This window comes from Streptomyces sp. NPDC005266 (assembly GCF_040607655.1).
GTDB lineage: Bacteria > Actinomycetota > Actinomycetes > Streptomycetales > Streptomycetaceae > Streptomyces.
This window is the reverse complement of sequence record NZ_JBEXHC010000007.1, coordinates 308,090-328,430: the sequence shown is the minus strand read 5'-3', so window position 1 is coordinate 328,430 and position 20,341 is coordinate 308,090. Positions and strand designations below refer to the sequence as shown.

Sequence of the window (20,341 nt, the reverse complement as noted above, 5' to 3'; positions counted from 1 at the left end):
GGACGAGGCTGGGGAGCGGGCCGGGCGGGACGAGGTGGCCGGGCTGGCCGGGTCGGCGGGGCTGGACGAGGCTGGGGAGCGGGCCGGGCGGGACGAGGTGGCCGGGCTGGCTGGGTCGGCGGGGCTGGACGAGGCTGGGGAGCGGGCCGGGCGGGACGAGGCGGACGAGGTGGCCGGGCTGGCGGGGCTGGCCGAGGCAGGGGAGCCGGCCGGGCCGGACGAGCCGGACCAGGCGGATGAGCCGGACGAGGCGGGGGAGCCAGCCGGGCGGGACGAGGCTGGGCCGGACGAGCCGGATGAGCCGGATGAGGCTGGGCCGGCCGGGGCGGGGGAGCCGGACGAGCCCACCGGGGCAGGGGAGCCGGACGAGGCGGACGAGGCGGACGAGGCGGACGAGGCTGGGCCGGCCGGGGCGGGGGAACCGGACGACGAGCCCACCGGGGCGGGGGAGGGCTCGGGCGACGGCTCCGCGCGGGGCCTGTCCGACCGGGACCGGGCCGTGCTCGCCGTCGAGCGGCGCGGCTGGCCGGGGCCGGGCGCCAAGGAGCGCGCCATACGGGAGCGGCTCGGCATCTCGCCCACCCGCTACTACCAGCTGCTGAACGCCCTGTTGGACGACCCGCGCGCCCTGGAGCACGACCCGGTCACCGTGAACCGGCTGCGTCGGCTGCGCGACGAGCGCCGCGAGCGCCGCTGAACACGTCCGCCGCTGACACGTCCGCCGGGCTGGAGGCCGACGGCCGTGGCTCGTTGACGGTGGCGATAGGGTCAGTGGCATGGGCAGCCACCCCCTCCCCGTACCCACCACCGCCGCCGGCCGCGAGGGCCTCGCCGCCCTCCTCGAACGGCCCGGCCGCGCCGTCGTCGGACTCGACTTCGACGGCACCCTCGCCGAGATCGTCCCCGACCCCGATCAGGCCCGCGCCCATCCCGGCGCCGTCCCGGCCCTCTCCCGCCTCGCCCCGCGAGTGCGCTCCGTCGCGGTGATCACCGGCCGTCCGGCCGAGGTCGCGGTGCGGTACGGCGGCTTCGCCGGGGCCGAGGGGCTGGACCGGCTCGTCGTCCTCGGCCTCTACGGCGCCGAGCGCTGGGATGCCGCGAGCGGCTCCGTCCAGGCCCCCGAACCGCACCCTGGTATCGCCGCCGTGAAGGCCGAACTCCCTGCCGTCCTGGAGACGAACGGCGCCTGGCGCGGCATCTGGATCGAGGACAAGGGCCGCGCCGTTGCCGTCCACACCCGCCGCGCCGACGACCCCCAGGCCGCCTTCGACCAGCTGCGCGCCCCGCTCCACGCCCTGGCCGAGCGCCACGGTCTGATCGTCGAACCGGGCCGACTGGTGCTGGAGCTGCGCCCACCGGGCATGGACAAGGGCGTAGCGCTCACGGAGTACGTACGGCAGTCGGGCGCGGAAGCCGTGCTCTACGCGGGCGACGACCTCGGTGATCTGGCCGCGTTCGCGGCGGTGGAGAAGCTGCGGGAGGAGGGCGTCCCGGGCGTGCTGGTGTGCAGCGGGAGTACGGAGGTCAACGAGCTCGCGAAGCGCGCGGATCTGGTCGTCGACGGCCCGGCGGGCATAGTGAGCCTGCTGGAGGGGTTGGCGGAAGCCGCAGGCTGACCTGGTGCTCTGTCGGCCCGGTGGTGAGGCTGCTGGACGGGTTGGCGGAGAAGCTGGCGGAAGCGGCGACGCGGTAGCGCGCCACGCGCCGGGCGCGCTTAGGCCTCGCTCAGGCCCAATGCCGGGTGACTTAATAGGGCTTGCGAGGCGCTGACCTGAAGCGATGCCCCCGATCGGCATGCCTTGGAAGCCTGCAAAGTCACCGGCATCGCGCTTAGGCCTCCAGCGCCCGCAGCTGCCCCAGGAACCATGCCTGCGGCGGCAGCGCGGTCGCCGCGGCCGCCAGCCGCTTCGTACGCTCCGTCCGCTCCCCGTCGCTCATCCGCAGCGCCTCGTGCAGCGCCTCCGCCGTCGCCTCGACGTCGTACGGGTTGACCACCAGCGCGTCCTCGCCCAGCTCCGCGTATGCCCCGGCCTCCCGCGAGAGCACCAGCGCGCATCCCTGCTCGGAGACGACCGGCACCTCCTTGGCCACCAGATTCATCCCGTCCCGGATCGGGTTGACCAGCGCCACGTCGGCCAGCCGGTAGGCCGCGAGGGAGCGCGCGAAGTCGTCCTTCACATGCAGGGCGACCGGCTGCCAGCCGGCCGTGCCGTACTCCGCGTTGATTTCGTCCGCGAGCAGCCGCACCCGCTCGGTGTAGTCGCGGTAGACCGCGAGGTCCTGGCGGGAGGGGTAGGCGAAGGCCACATGGACCACGCGCTCGCGCCACTCGGGGCGGGTCTCCAGCAGCCGCCGATAGGCCAGCAGCCCCCGGACGATGTTCTTGGACAGCTCGGTACGATCCACCCGGACGATCGACTTCCGGCCGGGCCCGATCTGCGCCCGCAGGGCCGTGAGCCGCTCCTCGACATCCGCCTGCCGCGACCGCTGCCGGAGGAAGTCCCCGTCCGCGCCCAGACCGTGCACCCCGAGCCGGGTCTCCCGCCCCTCGAACCGCACCGCCGCCGCGCCGCCGTCCTCGCGGACGACCTCCGCGCCCAGCACCGCCGCGCAGCAGTCGGCGAAGGCCGTGGCCCAGCGCTCGGTGAGAAACGCGGCGCGGTCGCCGCCCAGGATGCCGCGCAGCACCTGCGCCGCCACCGCGTCCGGCAGGAGCCGGTAGTAGTCCGGCGGCGCCCACGGCGTGTGCGAGAAATGGCCGATCCGCAGATCGGGCCGGCGCTCGCGGAGCATCCCCGGCACCAGCGCCAGGTGGTAGTCCTGCACCAGCACGACGGCGCCGTCGGTCGCCTCCTGGGCGAGCGCGTCGGCGAAGGCCGCGTTGTACCTCTCGTAGGCGGCCCACTGGACGCCGAACTCGGCGTCGAAGGCCGGCTCGACGGGGGTCTGGTAGAGCAGATGGTGGATGAACCACAGCACCGAATTGGCGATGCCGTTGTACGCGGCGGCGAAGATGTTCGGCGCGATGTCGAGCATCCTGACCTGCTGCCCGCCGGTGTCGCCGGGGTTTAGATGGCCGCTTCCGGCGCGCCGGGCGGCTTCGCGGTCGCCGTCGCCGAGCGCCGCGCACACCCACACCGCGCCCGCGTCCGGGGCGATCGCGCTGAGGCCGGAGACCAGCCCGCCGCCGCCGCGCTTGGCGGTGAGCGAGCCGTCCTCGCCCAGCGTGTACGAAACCGGGCCGCGGTTGGAGGCGACGAGGATCGGTGCAGTCCGGGAGACTCCCATGTCGCGAGCCTAGCCATGTGGCGCCGCGCGCAAACATACGTACGGTTCGTTGCCCCGTAGGAGCGACGCCCGAGCGACCCCGGCCTACGGATGCCGCCAGCCGCGCTCCGCCAGCCGCTCAGCCAGCCGGCCAGCCGTGCTCGGCCAGCCGCTCAGCCAGCCGGCCAGCCGTGCTCGGCCAGCCGTGCTTCGCCAGCCGGCCAGCCGCTCGGCCAGCCGTGCTTCGCCAGCCGGCCAGCCGTGCTCGGCCAGCCGCTCGGCCGCGCTCCGCCAGCCGCTCGGCCGCGCTCTGCCAGCCGCGCTTCGCCAGCCGCGCTCTGCCAGCTGCTCGGCCAGCCGCTCTGCCAGCCGCTCTGCCAGCCGCTTCGCCAGCCGGCCAGCCGCGCTTCGCCAGCCGGCCAGCCGCTCGGCCAGCCGCGCTTCGCCAGCCGCGCTTCGCCAGCCGGCCAGCCGCTCGGCCAGCCGCGCGCCGCCAGCCGCTCTCCGCCAGCCGCTCGGCCGCGCCCGACCAGCCGCGCTCCGCCAGCCGGCCAGCCGCGCTCTGCCAGCCGCTCGGCCGCGCTCCGCCAGCCGCTCCGCCGTAAACCGCTGCCGCCCCGCTACGTCGCCCGCCGTGCCGCGCGCATATGGGCGACCGCCCCGCTACGCCGCTCGCCGCGCCTCGTACTCCGGGATCTCGATCATCGGCGGCCGCTCCTCCGTGTCCACGGCCGTAGTCCGCGGCTCGAAGCCGTTCTCGCCCCGGTCGAACTGGGTCAGCCGCGGCCGCACCAAGTGGCCGCGCGCCAGCCGCAGCTGTGCGGTGCGGTAGATCGCCGCCGCCATCCGGCCCAGCGCCTGACCGTCCTGGTGGCGGTGTTTGCGTACGCCGATGTCCACCTGGGCGAGGGCGTCGAGCCCGACCGTGTGCAGCGCGTCGACCAGCAGTCCCAGCTCGACTCCGTAGCCGACCGGGAAGGGCAGCCGCTCCAGCAGGGAACGGCGCGCCGCGTACTCGCCGCCCAGCGGCTGGACGAAGCCGGCCAGCTGCGGCCAGTGCAGATTCAGCAGCGGCCGGGCGACCAGCTCGGTGACCCGTCCACCCTGGCCCGCGGCTTCGCCGAGCGGCCGGTCGTACATGCCCTTGACCAGCTGCACCCCGGGATCGGTCAGCAGCGGGCCGATGATCCCCGAGACGAAGCGGGGATCGAATTCCCGCAGGTCGGCATCGATGAAACAGACGATCTCGCCGCTGGTGGCCAGCAGCGAGCGCCACAGCACCTCGCCCTTGCCGGGCAGCGCGGGCAGCCGGGGCAGCACCGAGTCGCGGTGCACGACTCTCGCGCCCGCCGCCGCGGCGACCTCGGCCGTACGGTCCGTCGAACCGGAGTCCACCACCACCAGCTCGTCGACGAGTGGCACCGCCTGGCTCATCAGCTCGCGGCGGATCGCCCCGGCGATCTCGCCGACCGTCTCCTCCTCGTTCAGGGCGGGCAGCACGACGCTCACGGTCGTCGCCGTGTCGCGCTTCGCGGCCAGCAGGCGGCCCAGCGGACGGTCCTCGGCGGACCAGGAGCGGTGCTCCAGCCAGCGCTCCACCTCATCCAGCACCTGTTTTCTCTCCCTGCTGTGATGCATCTCGCGGTTCGGACGGCTATCTCAACCATCAGGGCCTTCGGTTACAGTCTTGAACAACGCACGTGGCCGTCGTATGTCGGGGTCGTCGTGCGCATAAATGCCCGGGCTCGGCCCGCGGCCATACCGCTCATCCAGAGGGGCAGAGGGAACGGCCCGTTGAAGCCCCGGCAACCCTCCAGCTGGTCCTGCTTTCGCAGCGGGGCTGCCAGCTCGGGAAGGTGCCAATTCCGGCTCGTGGCGAAATGCGTCCCGAGGAAGATGAGGAGAAAGGGCCTCGCCTCCATGGCTGTGCAATCTGTCGAAAGCTCAACCACTTCTGCTGCCACTTCCAGTGATTCCAGCGTTACCGGCACTTCCGACTTCTCCGGTTCTTTCGGCCCCGCCGTCGCCCTGTCCTGCCGGGAGTGCGGTGAGCGTTTCGACCTCGGCCCGATCTTCGCGTGCGAGGCGTGTTTCGGGCCGCTCGAGGTCGCGTACGACCTGCCGAGCGGCGACCCGGAGGGGCTGCGTCGGCAGATCGAGGCCGGTCCCGACAACATCTGGCGCTACGCCCCCCTTCTGCCGGTCCCGGCCGACGTCGCGGCCACGCCCAGCCTGAACCCCGGCTTCACCAAGCTGGTCAAGGCCGACAACCTCGCCCGTGAACTCGGTGTCACCGGCGAGCTGCACATCAAGGACGATTCCGGCAACCCCACCCACTCCTTCAAGGACCGGGTCGTGGCCATCGCCGTCCAGGCCGCTCGCGCCTTCGGCTTCACCACCCTCTCCTGCTCCTCCACCGGCAACCTCGCCGGCGCGGTCGGCGCGGCCGCCGCCCGCGCGGGCTTCCGCTCCTGCGTCTTCATCCCACACGACCTGGAGGCCGGCAAGGTCGTGATGGCCGCCGTCTACGGCGGGGACCTGGTCGGCATCGAGGGCACGTACGACGACGTCAACCGCTTCTGCAGCGAGCTGATCGGCGACCCGGTCGGCGAGGGCTGGGGCTTTGTCAACGTCAATCTGCGCCCGTACTACGGCGAGGGGTCCAAGACCCTGGCGTACGAGATCTGCGAGCAGCTCGGCTGGCGGCTGCCGGACCAGATCGTCATCCCGATCGCCTCGGGCTCCCAGCTCACCAAGATCGACAAGGGGCTGAAGGAGCTCATCGCGCTCGGGCTGGTCGAGGACAAGCCGTACAAGATCTTCGGCGCCCAGGCCGAGGGCTGCTCCCCGGTCTCCGCCGCCTTCAAGGCGGGTCACGATGTCGTACGGCCGCAGAAGCCGAACACCATCGCCAAGTCGCTGGCCATCGGCAACCCGGCGGACGGCCCGTACGTCCTCGACATCGCCCGTCGCACCGGCGGCGCCGTGGAGGACGTCAACGACGAGCAGGTTGTCGACGCGATCAAGCTGCTGGCCCGCACCGAGGGGATCTTCGCGGAGACCGCCGGCGGGGTGACCGTCGGCGTGACGAAGAAGCTGATCGAGGACGGGCTTCTCGACCCGACCCTCACCACCGTCGTGCTCAACACCGGTGACGGCCTCAAGACCCTCGACGCGGTGGCCCCCACCACCGGACCCTCCGCCATCATCCGCCCCACCCTTGACTCGTTCCGAGAGGCTGGCCTCATATGAGCGTCAACGTTCGCATCCCGACCATCCTGCGCACCTACACCGGCGGCCGGGCCGAGGTCAGCGCCGAGGGCGCGACCCTCGCCGAGGTCCTGGCGGACCTGGAGAAGAACCACCAGGGCATCTCGGCCCGCGTCCTGGACGACACCGGCAAGCTGCGCCGCTTCGTCAACGTCTACGTCAACGACGACGACGTCCGGTTCGCCGACGGCCTGCACACCGCCACGCCGGACGGCGCCGGGGTCTCGATCATCCCGGCGGTCGCGGGCGGCTGCTGACCTCGGATCACCCCCTGGTGATCGCCCGATCACCCCCTCACCTTTGGAATCGCCCCGTCCAGGGAGAAGCGGACGGGGCGATTCCGTCTGTGGAATCGCGATACAGTTGCCCCGCTTCTCCAATGACCCCGCCGCTGGCACCACATATGAGAACTCGTCAACTTGTGTGCAAAGCGTGAGCACGATTTGTCGGGTTGGCGCCCTATGCCCGGCCCGGCTTGCCCGAACTTCGCGGGGATTCTCCACCTTTTACCGATCGGCCATGCCCAGAATTCTCGTCCGATTGACCTGTTGCAGAGGGCGTTGGGACGGATACATTCAGCGGCGGTCGACGCGTTCCGGCGCACACCCTCCATGACCGGGGGGTGAGGTCTGACCCGGGTCCGCGGAGTGCGGTCCTGCGCAAGGGCCAGTAATAGGGGAGTTAGGAATGGCTCAGGGCACCGTCAAGTGGTTCAACGCGGAGAAGGGGTACGGCTTCATCGCGGTCGACGGTGGTGCGGACGTGTTCGTCCACTACAGCGCGATCCAGATGGACGGTTACCGCACCCTCGAGGAAGGCCAGCGGGTCGAGTTCGAGATCTCGCAGGGCCAGAAGGGCCCGCAGGCGGACATGGTCCGCGTGGCCGTAGGCTGACGCGCCGACGCGAGGCAGCTGACTGAAGTGTCGAAGGGCCCGCCCCCCTTGGGGGTGCGGGCCCTTCGGCGTATGCGCGCCACCCTGCCGTTCCTCTCCTTCTGTGCCCCCTTGACCCCTTCGGGCGCTTGCACTCTCATGGGTCGAGTGCTAATCATTGGCGTTAGCACTCTGACGTTGAGAGTGACAGAAGGACCGGGTCGGTGAGGCCCGTCCGGCCATACGGGGCAAGGAACCGTTGGTCGGCAGGCCGTCCGTCGCGGGCGCCAGCGCGGTCCGGAGCAATCCACCCCGTCTTGGGAGGACCACTTCACATGGCCAAGATCATCGCGTTCGACGAGGAGGCGCGGCGCGGCCTCGAGCGCGGGATGAACCAGCTCGCCGACGCCGTCAAGGTCACCCTCGGCCCCAAGGGCCGTAACGTCGTCCTCGAGAAGAAGTGGGGCGCCCCCACGATCACCAACGATGGTGTGTCCATCGCCAAGGAGATCGAGCTCGAGGACCCGTACGAGAAGATCGGCGCCGAGCTGGTCAAGGAGGTCGCGAAGAAGACGGACGACGTCGCCGGTGACGGCACGACGACCGCGACCGTCCTCGCCCAGGCGCTGGTCAAGGAAGGCCTGCGCAACGTAGCCGCGGGCGCCAACCCGATGGCTCTCAAGCGCGGCATCGAGAAGGCCGTCGAGGCCGTCTCCGCCCAGCTGCTCGAGCAGGCCAAGGACGTGGAGACCAAGGAGCAGATCGCCTCCACCGCCTCCATCTCCGCCGCCGACACCCAGATCGGCGAGCTCATCGCCGAGGCGATGGACAAGGTCGGCAAGGAAGGTGTCATCACCGTCGAGGAGTCGCAGACCTTCGGTCTCGAGCTTGAGCTCACCGAGGGCATGCGCTTCGACAAGGGCTACATCTCCCCGTACTTCGCGACGGACATGGAGCGTATGGAGGCGTCGCTCGACGACCCGTACATCCTGATCGTCAACTCGAAGATCTCCAGCGTGAAGGACCTCCTCCCGCTGCTGGAGAAGGTCATGCAGTCGGGCAAGCCGCTGCTGATCATCGCCGAGGACGTCGAGGGCGAGGCCCTGGCCACCCTGGTCGTCAACAAGATCCGTGGCACCTTCAAGTCCGTCGCCGTCAAGGCCCCGGGCTTCGGTGACCGCCGTAAGGCCATGCTCGGCGACATCGCCATCCTCACCGGTGGCACCGTCATCTCCGAGGAGGTCGGCCTCAAGCTGGAGAACGCGACGCTCGACCTGCTCGGCCGCGCCCGCAAGGTCACCGTCACCAAGGACGAGACCACCATCGTGGACGGCGCCGGCGACCCGGAGCAGGTGCAGGGGCGGGTCAACCAGATCCGCGCCGAGATCGAGTCCTCGGACTCGGACTACGACCGTGAGAAGCTCCAGGAGCGCCTCGCGAAGCTGGCCGGTGGCGTGGCGGTCATCAAGGCCGGTGCCGCGACCGAGGTCGAGCTCAAGGAGCGCAAGCACCGCATCGAGGACGCGGTGCGCAACGCCAAGGCCGCCGTCGAAGAGGGCATCGTCGCCGGTGGTGGCGTCGCCCTGCTGCAGACCGTCTCCGTGTTCGAGAAGCTCGAGCTCGACGGCGACGAGGCCACCGGTGCCCAGGCCGTGCGCCTGGCGCTCGAGGCCCCGCTGAAGCAGATCGCGGTCAACGCCGGCCTCGAGGGCGGCGTCGTGGTGGAGAAGGTGCGCAACCTGACCCCGGGCCACGGCCTCAACGCCGCGACCGGCGAGTACGTCGACCTGATCGCCGAGGGCATCATCGACCCGGCCAAGGTCACGCGCTCCGCGCTGCAGAACGCCGCGTCGATCGCCGCGCTGTTCCTGACCACCGAGGCCGTCATCGCCGACAAGCCGGAGAAGGCCGCCGCGGCGGGCGCTCCGGGCGGCATGCCGGGCGGTGACATGGACTTCTGATCGGCAGATCCCCCGGGATCTCTCGCCGGTCGGTCGAACCGTCCAGGACGTCGGGGCGGCACCCTCTCAGGGGTGCCGCCCCGACGGCGTTGTGTGCGTCTTCCGTGTTATGTGCCGGCTTCCGTCAGCCGACCGCGGCCACGAGTCAGCCCGCCGCGGCCTCGAGTCAGCCGCCTGCGGCCTCGAGGGCGGTGCGCAGATGCCCGTTCGCCTCGCCGAGCAGCTTCTCGGCCGTCGGTGCGTCCACCCCGCCGAGAATGGTGAGGATGGCGTTCTTCGCCTCGCCGTCCGTGGCCTCGAGCGCGCTCTCGATCCGCTGGTCCGAGGCGCCGGTCGCCAGGGAGACGATCCGGTGCGAGCGCGCGCGCAGCTTCTCGTTCGAGGCGCGTACGTCGACCATCAGATTCCCGAACGTCTTGCCCAGCCGGATCATGGTGATGGTCGAGAGCATATTGAGGACCAGCTTCTGCGCCGTCCCCGCCTTCAGCCGGGTCGAGCCGGTGAGCAGCTCCGGGCCGACGACGACCTCGATGCCGTGGTCGGCCGCCGCGGCGAGCGCCGAGCCGGCGTTGCACGACAGCCCGACGGTGAGCGCGCCATGGCGCCGTGCGTGCTCGACCGCCCCCACGGCGTACGGGGTACGGCCGGAGGCGGAGACGCCCACGACCGTGTCCTTCACGCCGACCCCGATCCGGTCGAGATCGGCGGCGGCCAGCTCCGCGCTGTCCTCCGCCCCCTCGGCCGAAGTCACCACGGCGCCCGGCCCGCCCGCGATCACCCCGACCACCTGGTCCGGCCGGGTGTTGAAGGTCGGCGGGCACTCGCTCGCGTCGAGCACCCCGAGCCGTCCGGCGGTGCCCGCGCCCGCGTAGATCAGCCGGCCGCCGCGGGACATGCGCTCGGCGATGCCGTCGATGGCGGCTGCGATCCCGGGGAGCTGGGTGGCGACGGCGGCGGGGACGGCGGCGTCCTCCGCGTTCATGATGCGGGCGATCTCGACGGTCTCGAGCCGGTCGATCTCGGCGAGCTCGGGGCGGAATGCCTCGGTGGTGAGCGTGTTCAGCTGGGCGCGCAGCTGTTCCTGGTCAGCGGCGGGAGTCATGCGAAGCGGGCTCTTTCCAGTACGGGGGTCGGGGCGGGGGTCGTGGCGGGGTCCGGCCCGGTCGGCGAGGGCCAGCTCGGTCGGCGAGGGCCGGGCCGGTCGGCGAGGGTTGGGCCGGTTGGCGAGGGTTGGGGCGGTCGGCGGGGTCCGGCCCGGTCGGCGAGGGCTGGGGCGGGTCGGCGAGGGCTGGGTCGGTCAGCGAGGGCCGTGGCGGTGGTCATGCCGGTGGGCGAGGGCTTCGTACGAGGCCGACAGCGCGGGCGCGGCGGCCTCGTACGTACGCTGCGCCACACCTATGAAGAGGCAGTCCACGACGAGAAGTTGACTGGTGCGGCTGGACATGGCCGCCGGGCGCAGCTCGCTCTCGCGCGCGGTCGAGGTCGTGAGGACGAAGTCGGCGTACTGGGTGACCTCGCCGTCCGGCCGCCCGGTGATCGCGACGGTGGTCGCACCACGCTCGAAGGCGACGCGCAATGGCTCGATGACGTCCGTAGTACGGCCGGAGTGGGTGATCGCGATGGCGACGTCCCCGGAGTGCAGCTGCACGGCATTGGTGACCGCGAGGTGTGGATCGGCGTGGGCATGGGCTATCAGCCCGATGCGCAGCAGCTTCTGGACGAGGTCCTGGCCGACGAGGTTCGACGCGCCCACCCCGTACACATCGATCCGGCGGGCGGCGGCCAGCGCCGCGACGGCCGCCTCGACCTGGCCGGTGTCGAGCCCGGCGGCGGTGTCGGCCAGACACTGCTGCTCCTCGTGCGCGAGCTTGGCGACGACATCGGGGATCGGATCGTCCACCGCGATGTCCGCCGTGACGGCCGGGGCCCGGCCCGCCGCCTGCTGCGCGGCCAGCGCGGCGAGCGCGAGCCGCAAATCGCGGTAGCCGGGGTAGCCGAGTAGCCGGGAGGTGCGGACGACCGTGGCTTCACTGGTACCCGTCCGCTCGGCGAGCCCGGTGACGGTGAGCGCCGCACAGCCGGCCGGATCGCCCGCCACTGCTTCGGCGACGCGCTGCATGGAGCGGGTCATGGAGGGAGCCAACGTGCGGACCTTGGCCGCGAGCGCGGCCGGTGCGGGCGGGGTGGCCGCGGGCGGAGACTGTGCGGGCATGAAAGTTTCCTTCAGTTTGCTGCTCATCTTTGAAAGCTATTTCCAGCCATGGTGTCGGTCAACCTTCCGCGCGGCCGCGTGTGCGGGAAGGTGGCGTGTGCGGGAAGGTCGCGTGTGCGGGAAGGCGGCGTATGAGTGGGACGTGCGTGGGAAGGCGCAGTAAGGATGCAAAGGTGACAATGGGACCCATGAAGCTCGAACACGCCCTGCACGCGGCCCGCGCCCTCGTTCTGGCCGACCTCGCCGCGGGAGAAGTCGCCCAGGCCGACATCGTCTCGCTGGTCGAGGACGCGATCGCGCACCGGCGGTGGTGGGTCGAGCAATGGCCCGAGGGCGCCGAATACGTCGCGGGCCTGGTCGCCCAGGACGTCCAGGACGCCCTGCTGGAGCGCTACGGACGCTGGCCGCTGTGCCCCGTCTGCACCCGGGGCGGCGACCTCCACGCCCTCGACGTGGAACCCGAGTTGGGCCCGGACCCGCACTGGGTGTGCGGCAAGACCGCGGTCGCGGTGGCACGGGTGGGGTCGCTCGGGACCACCCTCTGATGGCGGTCCTCATCGACCCCCCGTCCTGGCCGGGCCACGGACGGATGTGGTCGCACCTGGTAAGCGACGTCTCGTACGACGAACTCCACGCCTTCGCGGCCCGCATCGGCGCGCCCCTCCGCGGCTTCGACCGGGACCACTACGACGTGCCGAGCGAGCTGTATGAGGCGGCGGTGGGGGAGGGCGCGGTCGAGGTCGGCAGCAAGGAACTGGTGCGGCGGCTCACGGCGGCAGGCCTGCGGCGCGCGAAGGGCCGGGCGGCGTCGGCGTAAGGGATCGAGCCGGGTGGGGGCGCGGGCGTAAGGACGTGGGGCGCCGGTTGTGGCCGGGCGTCAGGACATGGGCGCGTCAGGACATGGGGGCGTCAGGACGTGGGGCGCCGGGTGTGGGGGCCCGGGGGCGTCGGCGCAAGGGGCCGGGGTCGCTCAACGCGCGGCGCGCGGTGACTCCACGTCCGACACGGCACCGACACCGGCATCGGCGCCGGTACCGACACCGGCATCGGCACCGGCATCGGCACCGGCGCCGGTACCGGCACTGGGATCGGCACTGGCACTGGCACCGGCCGCCGACCCGGTGATCACACGGGAGGTCGCATCCGCCCGATGCAGTCGGGAGGCGACCACCGTCGTCCCCACGGCCGTCGCCGCGAGCGCCGCGCCCGTCCAGGCCACCGCTGGATAGCCCCAGCCCGCGTCGATGACGAGCCCGCCGAGCCAGGGGCCCACCGTATTGCCGATGTTGAACGCGGAGGTCGTGGTGGCGCCGGCCAGCGTCGGGGCGGCGTTCGCGACGTTGAACATCCGGGCGTTGAGCGCGGGCGCGGTGAAGAAGGCGGTGAAGCCGAGCAGCAGTGCCAGGGTCACGGCCGCCACCGGACTGTGCGCGGTCAGCGCCAGCAGGCTCAGCACGACGGTCGAGGCGGTGATGCCCCCGATCATCGTGCCGAAGAGGTGGGCGTCCGCGATCCGTCCACCGATCACCGTACCGAGCAGCGCGCCGACCCCGAACAGCGCCAGCACGGTCGGCACCCAACTCTCCGCCAGCCCCGCCACGTCCGTCAGCAGCGGCGCCAGATACGAGAACAGACAGAACACCGCGCCCCCGCTGAGCGCCGTACCGGCCAGCGCCAGCCACACCTGCCGGTCGCGGTAGATCCCCAGCTCGGCCCGCAGCCGCGGCCGGTCCTCACCCGTCGGCACCCCCGTACGCGGTACGAGCGCGACCACCCCGACCAGCCCGAGCGCCGACAGCCCGGCCACCGCCCAGAAGGCGGCCCGCCACCCCGCGTGCTGCCCGAGAAATGCCCCCGCGGGCACCCCCGCGATGTTCGCGATGCTCAACCCGCCGACCATCACCGCCATCGCCCGAGCCCGCGCGCCCATCGGCACCAGCGACACCGCCACGGCCGCCCCCACCGCCCAGAACCCCGCACAAGCGAGCGCACTCACCACCCGAGACGCGAACAACACCCCATACGCCGGCGCCAGCGCCCCCGCGATCTGCCCGAGCCCGAACACTCCCAGCAAGGCGATCAACGTCGTCCGCCGCGGCAACCGCAATGTCGCCGCGGCCAGCACCGGAGCCCCGACCACCATCCCGATCGCGAACGCCGAGACGAGCAGCCCGGCCTCCGGAATCGACACCCCCATGTCCCGGGCGATGGGCTGCAGCAGCCCGGACAGCATGAACTCGGACGTGCCCAGCGCGAAGACGGACAGACCGAGGACATAGACGGCGACGGGCATGCGGGGGCGGGCGCGCTCGGCAGGGGAAGGCATGCCAGGCACAACGCCGCCCGGGTGTGACGTCATTCCTCCGGGTGGGACCGGGACCGGAGTTCCGGATTTCCGAACATTCACTCGATGAGGTGGTGTGGTGTGTGACCTGGAGTGATCACACTGAGTGAGGGGAGAAAGTGGGTGTGAGCCTGCCGAGGGGAGGCGGGAGTTGAGCGCATCACTGGGGGTGATCGCAATGACGGGGGATACCACCAACGCCGACGAACTGAAGCGGCCACTGGACCGCTCTCTGAACGGCCCGGGAACGCCGGACGAATGGGCCGCCTATCTGGCCATCACACCGCCGGGCCCGGAGACCGCGTCGGTGCTGCCGGTGCTGGACGCGGAGAAGCTGTCCCACACCGGCCGCATCGACGCACTCAAGGCCCTTGAGCGGCACACCGCCTGGATTCAGGCCCAACAGGCCCACATCCTGGCGGCTCTGGAGGCGGACGCGCAGGATGCCTTACCTGCGGGCGTATGGGGCCGCGACGCGGAGGGCGGGTGGAACTTCGCGTGCGAAGAGGTGGCCTGTGCCCTGAAACTCTCGGGCACCACGGCAGCCAAGCGCCTGGAGGTGGCCCGCGAGCTGGACCGCCATTACCCGACCACGCTGGGGCTGCTGGAGCGGGGCGTGATCTGCTACATGCAGGCCGTGGCCGTCACCGAAGCCTGCGCCGTCCTTGACCCCGAGGTGGCAGGCCAGGTCGAAGCGGCGCTGGTGGAGAAGATGCCGGGCATGGCCACCGGTCAGACCCGCCGAGCCCTGGCACGGGAGATCGTACGAGCCGACCCACACGGCGCTGAGCAACGCCACCAGGCCCGCAAGCGCGCACGCCAGATGGTCCACTACCCGCAGGACGACGGCATGGCGATGTGGGGCGCGATCCTTCCCGCCGAACAGGCCGCCGCCATGACCCAGGCCGTCGACGCCCACGCCGCCACCCTGGCCGATGACGGCCGGACGCTGGAGCAGAAGCGGGTGGACGCCCTGTTCGACCTGGTGGTCCACCAGGCCGGAGGCGGCACCCCAGCTCCGACCGGGCGTTCGGCGGCGGTCGTTCAGGTCACCGTCCCGCTGGATGTCCTGATCGGGGACAGCGACGATCCGGCCCAGCTCAAGGGCTACGGACCCATCACCGCCGGCCAGGCCCGAGACATCGCCTTCGCCGAAGGCACGACGTGGCGCCGCCTGATCATCGAGCCCAAGACCGGGATGCTCATCAAGACCGACCCCACCACGTACAAGCCCACCGCCGAAGCCGAACGCCACGTCATCGCCCGCGACGCCTACTGCACCTTCCCGACCTGCCGAATGCCCGCCCACCGCTGCGACCTGGACCACGTCGAGCCGTTCAACCACGACAAGCCATCAGCAGGAGGCCAGACAACCCCGGAAAACCTGGGCCCGCTCTGCAGACGCCACCACCTGATGAAGACCCACCACCCCGGCTGGTCCCTGGAGCGCGATGCCAGCACCGGTATCGCCACCTGGACCGCACCCACCGGTCACACCTACATCAACCGGCCCCATGACTACCGCGATTGACTGACTTCAGTGCTGTGGTTGGTGGCTGTTGTCGCTGCGGTCGGTGGCCGTCGTCGGGCCGTCCATCGGTGCCGGGCTCGTCGTACGCGAGGAGCCATCCGTCAGCCGTCCGCCCCTGCTCTCGGCGATCCGCAACGCGTCCGTCAACGCCTCGATCAGCCGGTGGGCCAGGAAGCGGAGTTCGCCGCTGCTCGCCTTGTCCTCGTCGAGAAGTGTCCGAGCGTGGTCGAGTAGTTGGGCACCCATACCGAGTTGCAGGGCCTCGATCTGGTCTGCCTTCCGGCTCAACGGGCTGTCACTGCCGGCAGCGGCCAGATAGCACGGCTTGCCGTCAGGGCTGGACCACGGCAGGAGGCGTAGGCGGTTCATGTCATCAGCTCCACTCGGTTCCTGGAGACCCGACGGGCGGGCACCGTGTGTAGTCAATTGCTCACCAGGGCAACGCGGTTGCCCATAGAATGAGGCGCCTTGAGGCGCAGTCTGCAAGTCGGCGACCTGCGAGGACGCTGGGCTGAGATCACATAGCGAGAGGTCATGGCGTTGGATGAGACGATCAATTCCGCGCACTTGAATCCGCTCCAGCGCTTCGGGCGTGACGTCAAGCAGGTGCGTCTCGCCCGCAAGCTCACGCAGAAGCACCTCGGCCAGGCCGCCGGCTACTCCGAGGCGTACGTCAGCCGGGTCGAGGCCGGGAAGCTCCTGCCCAGACCGAGTGAGAAGTTCGCCAAGGGCTGCGACACCGCCTTCGGGACGGGTGAGTTGTTCGCAGGCATGCTCCGCAGGATCGACGAGGGCGACCACCCTTCGTGGTTCGTCCCCTATCTCAACCTGGAGCGGAAGGCTTCTCGCGTACTGGACTACTCCGCGAACCTGGTGATCGGCATTCTTCAGACGGAGGAGTACGCCCGGGCCATCTTCCGCGCGTACTTCTCACGGGAAGAGGCCGAGGTGATCGAGGGTAAGGTCGCGGCGCGGCTTCGACGGCGTGAGGTGTTCGAGCGGGATGTTCCGCCGTTCCTGTGGGTCATCCTGAACGAAGCATGCCTGCGAACCGTCGTAGGCGGTGCCGACGTCATGGCCGGGCAACTTGAATACCTGCTGTCCGCAGCCGCGTCTCCTCACATCAAGCTCCAGGTCCTGCCGTTCTCGGCGGGGGCTCCGGCCGCTTCCACGAAGCCTTTCACTGTGCTGCGCTTCACGGACTCCCCGACGGTGCTGTACACCGAGAGCCGGGTAGGAGGCAGAATGCACGACTCCGCCAAGACAGTCACCACAGCCCTGGATGACTATGATCTGCTCAGGGCACACGCGCTGTCCCCGGACCGATCACTGACCCTGATCAAGACTCTGGTGAAGGAGTACCGCGCATGAGTGCCGAGTTGGATCTCACGTCTGCCGTATGGGTCAGGTCCTCCTACAGCGATGCCAACGGCGGTCAGTGCGTCGAGTTCTCCCGCACCTTCGCCCAAGCGCACCGCGCTGTCCCGGTCCGTGACTCCAAGGACCCACACGGCCCGGCGCTCATCTTCTCGGCAGAGGGCTGGTCGTCGTTCGTCTCCGCAGTCATGGGCGGAGAGTTCCCCGCGGGGTGACCTTGGGGGTCTTACCCGAACCAGCCGTCCGCTTCGTGCCTCATGCCGAGTTGCGTGGCGAGCAGTGCCACCTCGCGGAGGGTGGTCTTGTGGCGCATCGCGACGGAGGCCAGGGCGGGGAGTGAGATCGGGCCGATGCGGCTGTCCTGGCGCGCGGATTCGACGGTGGTGGCCGATGCGGGATCGAGGGTCTCCGCAAGCAACTCCTCGGCGGAGAGATCCGCGGCGAACGCCTCAGGGATCGGCTGGACGTCGAGGCCCATCCGGGTCAGGTAGTGGGCGGCCTTGTCCATCGCGATGTTCAAAAGCTGGGAGACGGCATGGAGCTGATCCGGATACACGGTGGTGATCTGGGGGTCGCCTTGACTTATAGAGTCGTAGGCATCGATGGGAACCGCTTGCAGTAGTGCCGGGTCCGGCGCGATCTCATAACCGAGTGCTGTGAGTCGTGCCGCGAGATCAGGCGGCGTGGTTTCTGCTCGGCGCGCGAGTTCCACGACGGCCAGCGCAGTCAATGAAGTGCCCTCGCCAGGCCACCGTTGCGGGTACCGGTGCCCGGAGGCGAAGAGCTTGGCGTCTTCCTTGGTCACCAGATCCGCGGCGGGGAGTGGGTCAGGGGTGTGGAACCCCAGCTCGTTGAGGCGCCGTGCACTTCGGGTACTGGTCGGCCCAGGTGCAGGGCGAGCGCGGCCAACTGCCCACGTGGGATGGGACGGTCCACAGGAAGCCGGTCCGACAACAGGATGTGGTCGTCGTCGTGACGGGTGTCGAGGCGCGTGGCCTCGGCGGACGGCGTGAATCCGGCTTCTGCCAGCAGTCTGCTCACGTCACATGCCGCCCGGTTGGCGGTGAACGCCGTGGAGACGATACGGCCCGCTGAGATCTTCTGAGCCTGAGCCTGAGCCGTGGGTACCGGGCCTGGATCATCGGCCCACAGCGAGTTCAGCACCTGCGCGTCTCCCGAGGACCAGGGCATGGTTCGGTACGAGTGCTCCGGTCGTGATAGCCGAGTTGGCCCAGCCGTACGGCAGCGTCCGCGGGGGAGACCCCAGCGCGAGCTGCGCTGTAGGAGATCTGGGGGACCGACAGCACGGCTCCGGGAGTCAGCCAGCCATGGTGATCGCCAAGGGGGTGGAGCAGGTCGATGTCGTCGTCGGTTACCTCGGCCGCGCCGGACAGTTCCGGGGTGCGATAGCCGAGGTGGCCGAGGCGCTCCACGACATCGGCGGCGCGGCGTCGGGTCTGCGCGACACAGGTGAAGACATCGGCCACTGTCGGAGATGCCCAGGTGCTCGGCGACGACCTCTGGCAGGTCAACCGGGTCCTCGACGCCCGCAGGCCCCATCGAGTCCTGCTCGATCCCCTCCCGGCAGGCGTCGATGAGGAAGACAACCCGCTGCGCGGGGCAAGCAGCGGTGAACCTACGCACCCAGCAACTCCAGCTCCGTGGTCATATTGCGGCGCGCCGTCTCCTCCCAGCGGGCGTGGCCCTCGGGCGTACGGAACAGGCAGGGCAGACCCAGCAGATGGCGGAGGACATTGGCGCGGCCCTCGCGGAAGAGGTCGTCCGGGACGAAGCCGTACTCCTCCCGCACTGCTGCCGCGTAGGCGCCGTATTCCTCGGGAGAGCCCGCCAGCACGGCCAGGTCGGCGTCGCAGAGGACCTCGCCGTTGGTGTCGCCCGGGGCGGGGTCGTGGTCGCGGGTGAGGAGGACCAGTCGGACGGTCTCGGCCGTACGTGCCTCCGGCACGCCCGCCTCCGGCAGTGCGCGCTCGGCCAGACGGGCGCTGCGCTCCTCGTTGGTGTCGCGCTCCGGCAGATAGACGGCGTCGTGGAACCAGGCGGCGAGGCGGACGGCGTCCGGGTCGGTGGCGTGTGAGCTCAGCTCGTCGACCCGGTCCAGGACCGCGATCAGGTGATCCGTCGTGTGATAGCGGCGTTGGGGTTCCGCCCACCGGGCGAGGAGGTCCTCGCCGTACGGCTCCGGTGAGGGACCACGGGACGATGCGCGGGCGCTGGTGAGGAGCTCGGCCCAGCGCGTGAGCAAGGTGTCATGTGCCGGGTGGGGCTGTGCCGGGTGGGGCTGTGCCGGGTGGGGCGAGATGGCCATAGGTCAATTGTGGGGTACCCCGGTTTGGCGCCGGGCGGGGTGTGGCAAGCTGTGGAGCATGTCTAGACCAATCCTTGAGGTGATCGCGCTCCACCCGGCGGACGCGATCGCGGCACAGGCCGGAGGGGCGGACCGCCTCGAACTGGTGACCGACATCGCCGCCGACGGGCTCACCCCCTCCCGCGACACCTTCGCCGCGGTCCGCTCGGCGGTGGACCTGCCGGTGCGGGTGATGCTGCGCGCCGCGGACGGCTTCGAGGCAGGCGACGCCGCCGCGCTCGACGCGCTGTGCGCGGCGGGCCAGGAGCTGTACGCGGAGGGGGCGGACGAGTTCGTCCTCGGGTTTCTGACCTCCGACGGCGGGCCGGACCTGGCCGCCGTGACCACGCTCGCCCGGGTCATCGGGGCGGGCGAAGGCGTGGACGAGAGCCGCTGGACCTTCCACCGGGCCATCGACCACGCCACCGACCGCGACACGCTCCGTAAGCAACTCGCCGCCCTCCCCGGCCTGGACACCTACCTCACCGCCGGCTCGGCGCGCGGCGTCGACGAGGGCTTGCCCACCCTCGCGGCCGAGGCGGCGAGGGCCGGTACGCCGGGCTACGAACCCCGGCTCATGGTGGGGGGCGGGCTCCGCCTCGACCACCTCCCCGCCCTCCGCGCCGCCGGAATCGACGCCTTCCACATCGGCGGGGCCGCCCGCCCCGACGGCTGGTCCGGCCCGGTGGACGCGGCGACGGTCGCCCAGTGGCGGACCGCACTCGACGCGCCGGTGCCGGTCGGCTGAACGGGGCAGGCTGACGGAGCAGGCTGAAAGGGGCAGTCGGCGACGGCTGGGAGGGGGCAGTCGGCGACGGCTGGGAGGGGGCCGGGGTTGGAGGGGTGGGGTCCTGGACGCTTACGTGCATGTGTGGCGCCAATCTCCGGCCCACCCCACACTTCCGGCTACCGGCGCCGTAGATATACGGTCCAGGGCCGCGCCCCGGAGGCCCCGGCACCCGCACTCACCACCCCCCGAAACCGCACCACCCACCGAGACCGCACCACCCACGCACCCACGCACCCGCACCCGCACCCGCACCGACGCCCCGTCAGGCCAGCAACTCCGGCAGCGGGGCCGCGTGCAAAACCGTCAGCCCTGACACGGCCCGGGTCAGGGCCACGTACAGACGGCGGAGCC

The 20,341-nt window shown here is 71.0% G+C and carries 21 protein-coding genes and 1 riboswitch; of the genes, 12 read left to right on the top strand and 9 right to left on the bottom strand.

Annotated elements, in window-relative coordinates; translation table 11 throughout:
• The first annotated feature begins 478 nt into the window (after positions 1–478).
• Together ABZU99_RS17100 and otsB are read left to right on the top strand one after the other, a co-directional pair.
• Complete coding sequence (locus ABZU99_RS17100) at positions 479–697, top strand: DUF3263 domain-containing protein (RefSeq protein ID WP_355842150.1); 219 nt, start codon at positions 479–481, stop codon at positions 695–697.
• Positions 698–776: 79 nt separating this feature from the next.
• Entirely contained in the window at positions 777–1,616 is an 840-nt protein-coding gene (otsB, locus tag ABZU99_RS17095) for a trehalose-phosphatase (RefSeq protein ID WP_356045678.1), read from the top strand.
• 214 nt (positions 1,617–1,830) lie between these two features.
• Here otsB and ABZU99_RS17090 read toward each other — a convergent pair whose 3' ends face one another.
• A complete protein-coding gene (locus ABZU99_RS17090) occupies positions 1,831–3,288 on the bottom strand; it encodes a trehalose-6-phosphate synthase (RefSeq protein ID WP_356045680.1) in 1,458 nt (485 codons plus the stop codon).
• Positions 3,289–3,930: 642 nt separating this feature from the next.
• Positions 3,931–4,878: a glucosyl-3-phosphoglycerate synthase gene (locus ABZU99_RS17085; protein ID WP_356045682.1), complete on the bottom strand. Its 948-nt coding sequence runs from the start codon at positions 4,876–4,878 to the stop codon at positions 3,931–3,933.
• Between the two features lie 151 nt (positions 4,879–5,029).
• Positions 5,030–5,170, top strand: a riboswitch (SAM riboswitch).
• Positions 5,171–5,187: 17 nt separating this feature from the next.
• On the opposite strand from ABZU99_RS17085, the gene thrC reads away from it, so the two are divergent.
• The 4 genes from thrC to groL all read left to right on the top strand — a co-directional run bounded on the left by thrC (position 5,188) and on the right by groL (position 9,371).
• Entirely contained in the window at positions 5,188–6,519 is a 1,332-nt protein-coding gene (thrC, locus tag ABZU99_RS17080) for a threonine synthase (RefSeq protein WP_356045684.1), read from the top strand.
• Positions 6,516–6,794 (top strand): MoaD/ThiS family protein, encoded by a 279-nt coding sequence (locus tag ABZU99_RS17075; RefSeq protein WP_355948875.1) that lies wholly within the window; start codon positions 6,516–6,518, stop codon positions 6,792–6,794. The genes thrC and ABZU99_RS17075 overlap by 4 nt, the downstream gene beginning before the upstream one ends.
• 430 nt (positions 6,795–7,224) lie before the next feature.
• Positions 7,225–7,431, top strand: coding sequence for a cold-shock protein (locus ABZU99_RS17070; RefSeq protein ID WP_009716982.1), 207 nt, complete (start codon positions 7,225–7,227; stop codon positions 7,429–7,431).
• Positions 7,432–7,745: 314 nt separating this feature from the next.
• Positions 7,746–9,371, top strand: coding sequence for a chaperonin GroEL (groL, locus tag ABZU99_RS17065; protein WP_355948873.1), 1,626 nt, complete (start codon positions 7,746–7,748; stop codon positions 9,369–9,371).
• Between the two features lie 166 nt (positions 9,372–9,537).
• Here groL and murQ read toward each other — a convergent pair whose 3' ends face one another.
• Both murQ and ABZU99_RS17055 read right to left on the bottom strand, forming a co-directional pair.
• Positions 9,538–10,473, bottom strand: coding sequence for an N-acetylmuramic acid 6-phosphate etherase (gene murQ, locus ABZU99_RS17060; protein WP_356045687.1), 936 nt, complete (start codon positions 10,471–10,473; stop codon positions 9,538–9,540).
• 195 nt (positions 10,474–10,668) lie between these two features.
• Entirely contained in the window at positions 10,669–11,610 is a 942-nt protein-coding gene (locus ABZU99_RS17055) for a MurR/RpiR family transcriptional regulator (RefSeq protein ID WP_356045689.1), read from the bottom strand.
• A gap of 161 nt (positions 11,611–11,771) precedes the next feature.
• Between ABZU99_RS17055 and ABZU99_RS17050 the strand changes: the two genes are divergently transcribed.
• Together ABZU99_RS17050 and ABZU99_RS17045 are read left to right on the top strand one after the other, a co-directional pair.
• A complete protein-coding gene (locus tag ABZU99_RS17050) occupies positions 11,772–12,128 on the top strand; it encodes a hypothetical protein (RefSeq protein WP_355948866.1) in 357 nt (118 codons plus the stop codon).
• Entirely contained in the window at positions 12,128–12,400 is a 273-nt protein-coding gene (locus ABZU99_RS17045) for a DUF4031 domain-containing protein (protein WP_356045691.1), read from the top strand. Before ABZU99_RS17050 ends, ABZU99_RS17045 begins: the two co-directional genes overlap by 1 nt.
• A 153-nt stretch (positions 12,401–12,553) precedes the next feature.
• On the opposite strand, the gene ABZU99_RS17040 is transcribed toward ABZU99_RS17045, so the two are convergent.
• On the bottom strand, positions 12,554–13,909 hold the full coding sequence (locus tag ABZU99_RS17040; protein WP_356045693.1) for a Cmx/CmrA family chloramphenicol efflux MFS transporter: 1,356 nt from the start codon (positions 13,907–13,909) through the stop codon (positions 12,554–12,556).
• Positions 13,910–14,105: 196 nt separating this feature from the next.
• Here ABZU99_RS17040 and ABZU99_RS17035 point away from each other — a divergent pair, with 196 nt between their 5' ends.
• Positions 14,106–15,458, top strand: a complete 1,353-nt coding sequence (locus ABZU99_RS17035; RefSeq protein WP_356045695.1) for a DUF222 domain-containing protein — start codon at positions 14,106–14,108, stop codon at positions 15,456–15,458.
• A 6-nt stretch (positions 15,459–15,464) separates the two neighbouring features.
• Here ABZU99_RS17035 and ABZU99_RS17030 read toward each other — a convergent pair whose 3' ends face one another.
• Entirely contained in the window at positions 15,465–15,827 is a 363-nt protein-coding gene (locus tag ABZU99_RS17030) for a hypothetical protein (protein WP_356045697.1), read from the bottom strand.
• A 165-nt stretch (positions 15,828–15,992) separates the two neighbouring features.
• Here ABZU99_RS17030 and ABZU99_RS17025 point away from each other — a divergent pair, with 165 nt between their 5' ends.
• Together ABZU99_RS17025 and ABZU99_RS17020 are read left to right on the top strand one after the other, a co-directional pair.
• Entirely contained in the window at positions 15,993–16,829 is an 837-nt protein-coding gene (locus ABZU99_RS17025; RefSeq protein WP_356045699.1) for a helix-turn-helix transcriptional regulator, read from the top strand.
• On the top strand, positions 16,826–17,050 hold the full coding sequence (locus tag ABZU99_RS17020; protein ID WP_356045701.1) for a DUF397 domain-containing protein: 225 nt from the start codon (positions 16,826–16,828) through the stop codon (positions 17,048–17,050). Before ABZU99_RS17025 ends, ABZU99_RS17020 begins: the two co-directional genes overlap by 4 nt.
• 11 nt (positions 17,051–17,061) lie before the next feature.
• Here the strand turns inward: ABZU99_RS17020 and ABZU99_RS17015 are convergent, their stop codons facing one another.
• From ABZU99_RS17015 to ABZU99_RS17005, 3 genes are all read right to left on the bottom strand, one after another.
• Positions 17,062–17,640 carry a hypothetical protein gene (locus ABZU99_RS17015; RefSeq protein ID WP_356045703.1) on the bottom strand — a complete coding sequence of 193 codons (579 nt, stop codon included), beginning with the start codon at positions 17,638–17,640 and terminating at the stop codon, positions 17,062–17,064.
• Between the two features lie 352 nt (positions 17,641–17,992).
• Positions 17,993–18,322: a hypothetical protein gene (locus tag ABZU99_RS17010; protein ID WP_355948849.1), complete on the bottom strand. Its 330-nt coding sequence runs from the start codon at positions 18,320–18,322 to the stop codon at positions 17,993–17,995.
• Between the two features lie 149 nt (positions 18,323–18,471).
• Positions 18,472–19,161 (bottom strand): hypothetical protein, encoded by a 690-nt coding sequence (locus ABZU99_RS17005; RefSeq protein ID WP_356045705.1) that lies wholly within the window; start codon positions 19,159–19,161, stop codon positions 18,472–18,474.
• A gap of 58 nt (positions 19,162–19,219) precedes the next feature.
• Here ABZU99_RS17005 and ABZU99_RS17000 point away from each other — a divergent pair, with 58 nt between their 5' ends.
• Entirely contained in the window at positions 19,220–19,948 is a 729-nt protein-coding gene (locus ABZU99_RS17000; RefSeq protein ID WP_356045707.1) for a copper homeostasis protein CutC, read from the top strand.
• The last annotated feature ends 393 nt before the right edge of the window (positions 19,949–20,341 follow it).